The organism is Achromobacter sp. JD-1, assembly GCF_038594925.1.
GTDB lineage: Bacteria > Pseudomonadota > Gammaproteobacteria > Burkholderiales > Burkholderiaceae_B > Achromobacter > Achromobacter spanius_C.
In genome coordinates this window covers 393,739-403,864 of the sequence record NZ_JBCGCS010000003.1, presented here as the reverse complement: position 1 = coordinate 403,864, position 10,126 = coordinate 393,739, and the positions used below count along the sequence as shown (strand labels likewise).

The window sequence follows — 10,126 nt, the reverse complement described above, 5'->3', positions numbered from 1 at the left end:
TGGACTTCGGGTTGCGTGCCATGGTCGGTCTCCTTGAAAACCATCATAGGCCTGCACACAAAAATCCTGACAGTCCCCGCCAGATCGATGCCAAGAACACCACCACCCATCGCGCGAAACCCATCAAGCAGCGCCCAAAAATTCATCACCCGTAGGATGGGTGCAGCGCGCCAGACCGATGGCAAAAACATCACCCCCCATCGCGCGAAACCCATCAAGCAGCGCCCAAACATTCATCACCCGTAGGATGGGTGCAGCGCGCCAGATCGATGCCAAGAACACCACCCCCCATCGCGCGAAACCCATCACAGCAGCCGACTACAGCAACTTCCCCGGATTCATGATTCCCGCTGGGTCCATCACCTTCTTGATATCCCGCATCAGCCGCAGCTCCACCGCGTCCTTGCTGTGCAGAAAATGGTCGCGCTTGAGCTGCCCGATGCCGTGTTCGGCGGAAATGCTCCCGCCATAGCGGTTCACCTCGTCCAGCACGGCGTCGGTGATGGCCGCCCCGTTCACCGCCACCCAATCGCGGGCCGCGCCGGCCGGGCGCGACAGGTTGTAGTGCAGATTGCCGTCGCCAAAATGGCCAAAAATAAAAGGTCGGATATCGGGGTATAGCGCTCGCACGCGCGCCTCGGCGGACACCATGAATTCAGGGATGCGTTCGATCGGCAGCGACACGTCGTGCTTCAAATGCGGACCATCAGCGCGCTGTGCTTCGGAGATTTCCTCGCGCAGTTTCCACAACGTCTGCAACTGCGACAACGAAGCCGACACCGCGGCGTCCAGACACAGGCCGCGTTCCAATGCCGTGCCGATCACATTTTCCAGCAGCGTAGTAAGACCTGCCTCGTCCGCCGTGTCGGCAAGCTCCACCAGCACATACGCGGGATAGCGTTGGTCGAACGGCTCTTGCACGCCTTCGGCATGGGCCAAGACCAGATCCAGGCAGTCGCCGGAAAAATATTCAAACGCCTGCAAGCGCGCGCCGCACTGCTCGAACAGGATTTCAAACAACTGCAAAGCCTGGGCGGGTGATTCAACCGCGGTCAACACCACCGACCTCACATCGGTACGCGGAAACAGGCGCAGCGCCACCGCCGTGATCACGCCCAGGGTGCCCTCGGAACCAATCAGCAACTGCTTCAGGTCGTAGCCCGTGTTGTCTTTGCGCAGCGTGCGCAAACCGTTGAAGATTTCTCCGGTGGGCAGCACGGCTTCCAGGCCCAGCACCAGCTCGCGCGCCATGCCGTAACGCACCACGTTCACGCCACCGGCGTTGGTGGCGACGTTGCCGCCGATCTGGCTGGAGTCCTCGGCAGCCAGGCTCAGCGGCAGCAAACGCCCCGCGTCTTGCGCGGCGCGGCGCAGATTGCCCAGGATGGCGCCCGCCTCGGCCACCATGGTGTTGGCCACCGTATCAATCGAGCGCACGGCATTCATGCGGTCCAGGCTTAACACAACGTTCCTGGCGCCGGCGTCGGGCGTGGCGCCGCCGCACAGGCCGGTATTGCCGCCGCGCGGCACCACCGGCACGCCTTCTTGCTGGCACAGCGCCAGGCAGGCGGCGACGTCGGCCGTGCTGCGCGGACGCACGACGGCCTGCGCGTGGCCGTTGTACAAGCCGCGCCAATCGGACAGCCAGGGCGCAATGTCGGTGTCGGCGGTGTAGACGGTGTCGGGGCCCAGGGCTTGGACGAGGCGCTGCGTGAAGTCGGAGGTGCTCATGGTGGCGTGGCTGCGGGAAAAAGGTGATCGAGTTGCAGGCGGTTGGCCGCCTGCTGCAAATGACGCACCGCCGCCTGGCGGGCGCGGTCAGGATTACGGGCGCGAATGGCTTCAAACACCGCCACGTGTTCCTGATGCACGGCAGCGCTCAGGCCGTCGTGCAAGCGGCTGTTCGCGCGGGCGGTGCTGACGGCCAGACGCAACTGACGGTTCAGATACTGCAACAGGTCCTGATAGCTGCGGTTGTGCGTGGCGGCGGCAATCGCGACGTGAAACGAGATGTCGTGCTCGACGCCCTGTTCGGGGTGTTCAAGATGAGCTTCAAGCGACGCCAAGGCCTGCGCCATGGCATTCAGGTCGGCGGCATTGCGCCGCAAGGCGGCCAACGCCGCCGCGCCCCCTTCCAGTTCCATCCGCAATTCGTACAGGTTAGCCAGCAGTTCGCGGTTGACCGCGACGCCGCTCGACACCTGGAAGCCTTGGCCACCCGTGCGCGACACCACCGTGCTGCCCGAACCCTGACGGCTTTGGATCAGCCCTTGCGCGCGCAGGCGTTCGGTGACTTCGCGGATGACGGCGGCGCTGACGCCGTACTGCTCGGCCAGCACCCGGCCAGGGGGCAGCTTGGCGCCCACGGCATGGACGCCGTCGGCAATATCCGTGGCGATGCGGTGCGCGACTTGTTCGGTCAGGGTCAGGCTTTTGGTCAGCATGCGGCGGATTATAAATAACTTTTCAGGTTATCTGATAAGTTTTAACCAAAAAAACAGGTCACGGACTCGGCAGTCAGACGGTCGCGGGCTCACTGCTGCCGCAGTCACCCGCCACGGGAGCATCAAGCGCGTTCGCCGCACCGTCGTCGACGACGCAGCAGCGCCCTCCTCTTGCCTTGGCGCGGTATAGGGCGGCGTCGGCGGAGTCCAGCGCCGCCTGGGGGCGGCGGTTGGCGGCCGAAATAATTGAAATGCCGATCGACAAGCCGACAATGACGCGCGTGCCATCCGCCAGTGCAATGGGTTGCAAGGCATCCAGCAACAGATGCTCACCCAGGCGCAGGGCGGAAGTGGCGTCGATGCCCGTCACCAGCACAATGAATTCGTCGCCGCCGATGCGGGCCGCCACGTCGTCCACCCGCAGCATGGCGCGCATGCGCTGAGCAATGGTCACCAGCACCTGGTCACCGGCGGTATGCCCGTAGGTGTCGTTGATGCGTTTGAAGTCGTCCATGTCCATGTAGAGCAGCGCGGCGTTGCTGTCGTGCCCGCGCGCGCTGGCGCAGACGCGTTCCAGCGCCACCTGCAAGCCGGTACGGTTGGCCAGTCCGGTCAGCGCATCTTCGTTGGCGCGGCGTTCGCTGGCTCGTTCGGCCACCATGGTCGACACCAGGATGCGGTTCAGCCGGTGCGAGGCAATGGTCATGCTGACCAAGTAGAACGGGATCTGGATGAAGACGATGGCGGTGACGTATTCGCCTGTGAACAAGGCGCCCAGGCACATGGGCCCCAGACTCAGGAAGATCATCACGCCCACCAGACGCGGCGCGCCGTAGTTGCGGAAACAGATGCCGCCCGCCATGGCCCCGCAGGACACGCCCGCCAGGGTGGCCGCCAGCCAATCGCCGTTGAGAAAGGTGATGAAGACGCCGTAGCCCACGCTGAAGGCCCAGACCAGGGCCAGCACGATGTACAGATCGGTATGGGTATTGCCACCCTTGGGCGCGGCACGCAAGGCCGCCCGCAGGATCGTCACGCGGACAACGGCCAGCACCACCTCCAGCAGCAGCCACGACACGTACAGGGGTTCGGGGCGCCGCCAGGCGACAACGCCGGAAATCATGAGTGTGTTGATGACGCCGCCCGCAAAAATGGGCAGCGTGCCGAATAGGCTGGCAATCAGCGCCGCGCGGATGTCCGCGGGGGTGTCCGGCCCCGAATGGGTCAGCCAGCGCGTCAGGCGCCACTTGGGCAAGCTGAACTTCAGTCCTGTATCCACGCGGTCATGTCCATATCGCCACCTTTGATTTCAGTAGGCTGGCTGGCGTTATAGCAGGTATTGGTGGCCTTTTATATTGTCCGCAAGGGCAATCCGGCGCGTGCGCGCGAGCGGCGCGGGGGGGTGATAAGAGGGTGGCTGGGTCATGAACCGGGAAGAAAACCGGTGAATGAACCGGGCGGTGATCCGGTTAGTGATCCGAGTAATGGACAGGGACAGGGACAGGGACAGAGGCAGGGCCAGGGACAGGCTGGGGAATTAGTGCCCGCGATGCCCGCAGACCGCGCATTCGGGGTCTCGCTGCACGTTGACGCTGCGCCATTGCATGGTGCGGACATCCAGCCACAGCAGCCGGCCCGACAGGCTTTCGCCCACGCCGGACAACAGTTTCAGGGCCTCGGCGGCCTGCATGCTGCCGATGATGCCGACCACGGGCGCAAACACGCCCATCGTGGCGCAATTGGCTTCTTCGACATCGTCGGCTTCGGGAAACAGGCAGTGATAACAGGGCGCGCTGTCGTCGCGCAGGTCGTACACGCTGACCTGCCCGTCAAAACGGATGGCCGCGCCCGACACCAAGGGCTTGCGGTGCTGCACGCAAGCGCGGTTGATGGCGTGGCGGGTGGTGAAGTTGTCGGTGCAGTCCAGCACCAGGTCCGCCGCCGCGACGGCGTCAGAGAGCGCTTGCCCTTGCAGCCGTTCGACCCGGGCATGCACCTGCGCCTGGGGGTTGAACGCCGCCAGCATGTCGCGCCCGGACTCGGCCTTGTGGCGACCAACGCTGGCGGTGGTGTGCAGGATCTGGCGTTGCAGGTTGCTGAGTTCAACCACGTCGTCGTCGGCAAGCGTGATGTCGCCTACACCGGCCGTGGCCAGGTACAAGGCGGCGGGGGAACCCAAGCCCCCCGCACCCACAATGAGCACACGCGCCGCCAGCAGTTTTTCCTGCCCTTCGATACCCAGCTCATCCAGCAGGATGTGGCGGGCATAGCGCAGCAATTGCTGGTCGTTCATTTGGCCTTGCTGGGTTCGACTCCGGTCGGCGTGATCGTCATGCGCACCGGGGTGCCGCCGCCGGCCTTGGCGTCAGCCTTGGCCTGGGCGCGCGCCGAACCCTTTTGCACCGGCTTGCCGGCCAGCACGTTCAGGGCTTGCTGCAGTTGGAAGTCGTCCTTGCCGCCGAACTCGAACATCTTGGTGGGCAGATCGACGTTGTCTTGCGTCGAGCTGGACTTCACCTCGTTGGCGGTCTCGGGGTTAGACAGGTGGCGTTGCAGGTCGGCTTCGCGCGGCAGGCGGAACAGATCTCCGTCTGCCGTATCGGCCACGACGTAGTCCGGTTCAATGCCCGTGGCCTGAATGGAACGGCCGCTGGGCGTGAAGTAGCGCGAGGTCGTCAGCTTGACGGCGGTGGATTCGGACAACGGCAGGATGACCTGCACCGAACCCTTGCCGAACGTGCGGTTGCCCAGCACCTTGGCGCGCTTGTGGTCTTGCAGCGCGCCGGCCACGATTTCAGACGCCGAGGCCGAACCCACGTTCACCAGCACCACCATGGGCACCGTCTTGGTCCAGGCAGGCAGGCCCGACAGGTAGTTGCTTTCGCCGCGGGCATATTCCGACGGCGTAGCCAGGTACTTGTGGCGGGCGTCAGGCGTGCGGCCGTCGGTGGACACCACCAGGGTGTCCGGCGGCAGGAACGCGCCCGACACGCCGATGGCGCTGGTCAGGAGACCGCCCGGGTCATTGCGCAGGTCAAGCACCAGGCCCTTGGGCGCTTCCTTGGCGCCAAGGTCCTTCAGTTGCTTGGCAAGATCAGCGCCGGTCTTTTCCTGGAACTGCGCCACGCGGACGTAGCCCACACCGTTGTCCAGCATCTTGCTGCGCACGCTGCGCACCTTGATCACGTCGCGCACGATCTTCAGCACGATGGGCTGAGGACGATCGGCACGCATGATGGTCAGGGTGATGGGCGACTTGGGCGCGCCACGCATGAGCTTGACCGCGTCGTTCAGGGTCATGCCCTTGGTGGGCGTGTCGTCGATTTTGATGATGAGGTCGCCGGCCATGACGCCAGCACGCGCGGCGGGCGTGTCTTCGATGGGCGAGATCACCTTCACGAAGCCGTCTTCCGCGCCGACCTCGATACCCAGGCCACCGAATTCGCCTTGGGTCGCCGTCTGCATTTCGCGGAAGGCGTCGGCGTCCAGATAGGCCGAGTGCGGATCAAGGTTCGAGACCATGCCCGAGATCGCATTGTCGATCAGGGTTTTGTCGTCGACCGCTTCGACGTAGTTGTTCTTGATGGCTGCGAAAACATTGCTCAGTTGCCTGAGCTCGTCCAAAGGCAATGGACTGCCGCGCTGGGCAACGGCTGTTACCCCTACGCTAAGCAATACGCCAGCCACCGCACCGATGGCAATCAGACCGAAACCGCGAAACTTGCGAGTGCCCATGCACACTTCCCGAATTTTGTTTTCGCCGATGGCGGTTTGGTAATTTACCAACGACTTGTACCTACCAACCTATTGGGCCAGCCACTGGGCCGGGTCCACAGGAGCGCCACGATGGCGAATTTCAAAGTATAGGCCGGATTCTACTTGGCCGCCGGTTGCTCCTACCGTAGCAATAGTATCGCCACCCGCCACCGGATCCCCCACCTGTTTGAGCAGGCTTTGGTTGTAAGCATAGACAGTCAGGTATTGCTGGCCATGATCCACAATGATGAGATTGCCAAAACCACGCAGCCAAGCGGCGTAGACCACGGTGCCGGGGGCCACGACCTTGACGGGCGTGCCTTCGGGCGCGCGCAGCACCACCCCGCGCCATACGCCGCCGTCCGGGCGGTCAAGCCCGAAACGGCCCTGCACCTGGCCGCGCACCGGCATGGCCAGGCCATGTTTCAAGCCGCTGCCGCCCCCCAGCGGGGCGGCGCGGGCGCTTTGCTGCGCCGATGCACTGCGAGTTGGAGTGGTTTCGGCCTCTGCGGGTTCCGTCTTTTTTGCGGCTTCAGTGGATTGGGCAGGCGTCTGCCGCGCCGATTCGGCCGGGTCAGTCAGGCGCGTCTGCCTTTGTTCAGCCGGACGTAATCCGGCGGCGTCGGGGTCGGCCACGGCAACCTGGCCGCGGCTTTGGCGCGTAGCCGCCTCAACCTGTTCGCGGGCTTGCGCCGCGTCGCGGGCATCGCGGCTGTCGCGGTCACGCTGGGCGGCGGCTTCGGCGGCCAGCTTGCGGTCGGCCTCGGCTTTTTTGCGGGCTTCTTGCGCACGGCGTTCGGCCTCGGCCCGCTTTTTGGATTCTTCGGCGGCGCGGCGCGCTTCTTCCACGAGGCGGGCCTCTTCGGCCTTCTTGCGCGCCTCTGCGGCCTTGCGGGCTTCTTCAATCTGCTTGGCGATGGCCGCGTCCAGATCGGTGATCAGGCGCGACAGGCGCTGATCATCGCGCCCCAGCTTGTTGGCTTCGGCGCGCTGGGCGGCAATCTGCCCTTCCAAGCGCGCCAGAAGCGTGGCGCGCTCTTTCTGCTGGCCTACCAGCGCGGCTTTCTGCTCGGAGGTTTCAGCCACGACCTTTTCGATTTCATCGCGCCGAGCGTCGGCACGCGCCTGCAAGGCCGCCAAGCGATCGATGTCCGCCCGGAGCGCCTTGACGGCATTGGCCCGGGCTTGCGACACGTAGTCCAGATAGCCCAGGTTGCGGCCCAGCACCTGGGGATCGTCGCCGGACAGCAGCGCCGTCCAGGGCGACAGGCCGCTGGTGTACTGGGTGCGAAGCTGGTCGGCAAGTTCCACACGGCGCTTGGCCAACACGGCTTCCTGCGCGGTGATCTGCTTTTCCAGCCCGGTGAGTTCGGTCTGCGCCTGACGGCCGGCATCAGCCAGTTCGCGCAGGCGCAGATTGATCTTGGAAATGGCCGATTCCGACTGTTTGAGCGCGTCGGCGGCTTCCTTGCGAGCGGATTCGCGCCTGTCGATTTCCTTTTGCAGATTCTCGATGCGGTCGCGCAAGGCCGCCTGCTGACGCTCGGCGTCGGACTGGCGGCCTGCAAGGTCGTTGGGCGCGGCGTGAGCCGACAGCACTCCACCGGTCAACATGACCGCCAACAACAACCCTGCCGTGCGACGCATAGAGATATCAGTCCTTCTTAGCCTTGCCTTGGGCGGCAACCGCAGCCATCGCCGCCTCGATCTCGGCGGCATCGCCCAGATAATAGTGGCGGATGGGGCGCAGGTCATCATCCAATTCATAAACCAGGGGCTGGCCGGTCGGGATGTTCAGGTTGACGATGTCGTCGTCCGACACGTTGTCCAGATGCTTGATCAGCGCGCGCAGGCTGTTGCCGTGGGCGGCGATCAGCACCTTGCGGCCAGCGCGGATGGCCGGGGCGATCGAATCGTTCCAGAACGGCAGCACGCGATCCACGGTGTCTTTCAGGCACTCGGTGGCGGGAAGCTGATCAGCCGGAATCTTGGCGTAGCGGCTGTCAAAACGGGGATGGCGTTCGTCGTCCAGCGACAGCGGTTCCGGGGCGATGGCGTAAGCACGGCGCCAGATCAGCACTTGCTCGTCGCCGTACTTGGCGGCGGTTTCGGCCTTGTTCAAGCCCTGCAGCGCGCCGTAGTGGCGTTCGTTCAGGCGCCAGTTCACGCCCACCGGGGTGTACATGGCGTCCATGGCGTCCAGCGCGATCCACAGGGTGCGGATGGCGCGCTTGAGCACCGACGAGTAGGCCAGGTCGAAGGTATAGCCTTCTTTCTTCAGCAGCTCACCGGCTTTGCGGGCCTGTTCACGGCCGGTTTCGGTCAGGTCGACGTCGGTCCAGCCGGTGAAGCGGTTTTCCAGATTCCACTGGCTTTCGCCGTGGCGCATGAGAACAAGTTTATGCATGGTTTGGCACGCTTTCCGCGCGGGTTAAAGTTAAAGGATGGTTAAAGAATGCGCTCATTTTATAATTGAGTGATTTTGCCCTTGATTTTGCCCCGGCGCACTCGTCCAATTCCCTGGCGCGGCGCCCGCGGGTTGGCCGAGGGTTCGCCCATATCCGGCTAGCTGCCGCCCTTCAGGATGCCCCGTGGATCTTTTGCAATTCTTGCTCGATAAAAACAATGTCTTCATCGTCGGCGTCGCCGTGATCTCCGGCGTGATGCTGGCGATTCCCGCCCTGCGCAAGGGCCGCAAGGGCTCGGCCGTCAGTACCGGCGAAGCCATCCAGATGGTGAACCAGCGCAACGCCGTGTGGATCGACGTGCGCCCCGCCGAACAATTCCAGGCCGGGCACATCGCCCAGGCACGAAATGTGCCGGCGGCAGACCTGGAACAAAAGGCTGCGTCGCTGCCCAAGAACAAGCCGCTGGTTGTGGTTTGCGACAATGGCCGTGATTCGGCCCGCGCCGCCGCCAAGCTGCGTGCGCAAGGTTTTGCCGACGCGGTGCCGCTGGAAGGTGGCATGCGCGCCTGGTCGGCGGCCAGCCTGCCGGTCACCCAAAAGGGCTGACACGGGCCGCCCCCGTGGCTACCCCGATTTTTTCCATCTTCGATTCGCAAGGAGCGCCTATGAATAAAGTCGTCATGTACAGCAAGGACTACTGTCCCTATTGCTCGCGCGCGAAGGCCCTGCTTGAGCAGCGTGGCGTGACCGATCTGGAAATCATCCAGATCGACCGCGACCCGTCACAACGCGATGTCATGATCGAACGTACCGGCCGACGCACCGTGCCGCAAATCTTCATCGGCGATACCCATGTCGGCGGTTGCGACGACTTGATGGCCCTGGACCGCTCGGGTGGCCTTGCCCCCATGCTCAACGGCTAATCGCCTCTACTTTTGCCCCCCCACCAACGGAAACACTCATGGCTGATCAAGACCAAAACACCCAGCAAGAAGGCAGCAACGACGCGCCCTCGTTCAATCTGCAACGCGTCTACCTGAAAGACCTTTCGCTGGAAATGCCGAACGCGCCCCACGTCTTCCTGGAGCAAGAAGCGCCCCAGGTTGAAGTGAGCATCACCGTGGGTGGCCAGCGCCTGGCCGAGACCGTGTTCGAAACCACGGTCACCGTCACCGTCACCACCCGCATCAACGACAAGGTCGTGTACCTGGTTGAAGGCACGCAAGCCGGCATCTTCGAAGCGGCCAATATCCCCGAAGAGCAGCTGGATCCGCTGCTGGGCATTGTTTGCCCGACGATGCTGTACCCGTACCTGCGCGCCAACGTGGCCGATGCGATCACCCGCACCTCGATGCCGCCGCTGCACCTGACCGAAGTCAACTTCCAAGCCCTGTATGAACAGCGCCTGGCCGAGTTGCAACAGCAGCAGCAAGGCGCCGCCAACGGCAATGCCAACGGCAGCGATTCGGGCATCATCCTGCCCGCCAGCGCCACCCGTCAGTAAGCACGCCGCGCCCC

At 64.0% G+C, this 10,126-nt stretch carries 10 protein-coding genes; 3 read left to right on the top strand and 7 right to left on the bottom strand.

What is annotated here, in order from left to right:
• Positions 1-318: 318 nt before the first annotated feature.
• The 7 genes from WBR68_RS07580 to gpmA form a co-directional block, all read right to left on the bottom strand.
• Positions 319-1,731, bottom strand: a complete 1,413-nt coding sequence (locus WBR68_RS07580) for an FAD-binding oxidoreductase (protein ID WP_127186029.1) — start codon at positions 1,729-1,731, stop codon at positions 319-321.
• Positions 1,728-2,444: a FadR/GntR family transcriptional regulator gene (locus WBR68_RS07575; protein ID WP_050445790.1), complete on the bottom strand. Its 717-nt coding sequence runs from the start codon at positions 2,442-2,444 to the stop codon at positions 1,728-1,730. The genes WBR68_RS07580 and WBR68_RS07575 overlap by 4 nt, the downstream gene beginning before the upstream one ends.
• Positions 2,445-2,517: 73 nt before the next feature.
• Positions 2,518-3,723, bottom strand: a complete 1,206-nt coding sequence (locus WBR68_RS07570) for a GGDEF domain-containing protein (RefSeq protein WP_230693792.1) — start codon at positions 3,721-3,723, stop codon at positions 2,518-2,520.
• Between the two features lie 258 nt (positions 3,724-3,981).
• Positions 3,982-4,737, bottom strand: a complete 756-nt coding sequence (locus WBR68_RS07565) for a HesA/MoeB/ThiF family protein (protein WP_230693791.1) — start codon at positions 4,735-4,737, stop codon at positions 3,982-3,984.
• Positions 4,734-6,179, bottom strand: a complete 1,446-nt coding sequence (locus WBR68_RS07560) for a S41 family peptidase (RefSeq protein ID WP_050445900.1) — start codon at positions 6,177-6,179, stop codon at positions 4,734-4,736. Before WBR68_RS07560 ends, WBR68_RS07565 begins: the two co-directional genes overlap by 4 nt.
• A 69-nt stretch (positions 6,180-6,248) precedes the next feature.
• Positions 6,249-7,847 (bottom strand): murein hydrolase activator EnvC family protein, encoded by a 1,599-nt coding sequence (locus WBR68_RS07555; protein ID WP_230693790.1) that lies wholly within the window; start codon positions 7,845-7,847, stop codon positions 6,249-6,251.
• A 7-nt stretch (positions 7,848-7,854) separates the two neighbouring features.
• Positions 7,855-8,607 (bottom strand): 2,3-diphosphoglycerate-dependent phosphoglycerate mutase, encoded by a 753-nt coding sequence (gene gpmA / locus WBR68_RS07550; protein WP_050445786.1) that lies wholly within the window; start codon positions 8,605-8,607, stop codon positions 7,855-7,857.
• 184 nt (positions 8,608-8,791) lie between these two features.
• Here gpmA and WBR68_RS07545 point away from each other — a divergent pair, with 184 nt between their 5' ends.
• Genes WBR68_RS07545 through secB form a run of 3 tightly spaced genes read left to right on the top strand, consistent with a single transcriptional unit; the run spans position 8,792 to position 10,112 of the window.
• Complete coding sequence (locus WBR68_RS07545; RefSeq protein ID WP_050445785.1) at positions 8,792-9,214, top strand: rhodanese-like domain-containing protein; 423 nt, start codon at positions 8,792-8,794, stop codon at positions 9,212-9,214.
• A gap of 59 nt (positions 9,215-9,273) precedes the next feature.
• Complete coding sequence (gene grxC / locus WBR68_RS07540) at positions 9,274-9,531, top strand: glutaredoxin 3 (RefSeq protein ID WP_050445784.1); 258 nt, start codon at positions 9,274-9,276, stop codon at positions 9,529-9,531.
• A 38-nt stretch (positions 9,532-9,569) separates the two neighbouring features.
• A complete protein-coding gene (gene secB / locus WBR68_RS07535; protein ID WP_050445783.1) occupies positions 9,570-10,112 on the top strand; it encodes a protein-export chaperone SecB in 543 nt (180 codons plus the stop codon).
• The last annotated feature ends 14 nt before the right edge of the window (positions 10,113-10,126 follow it).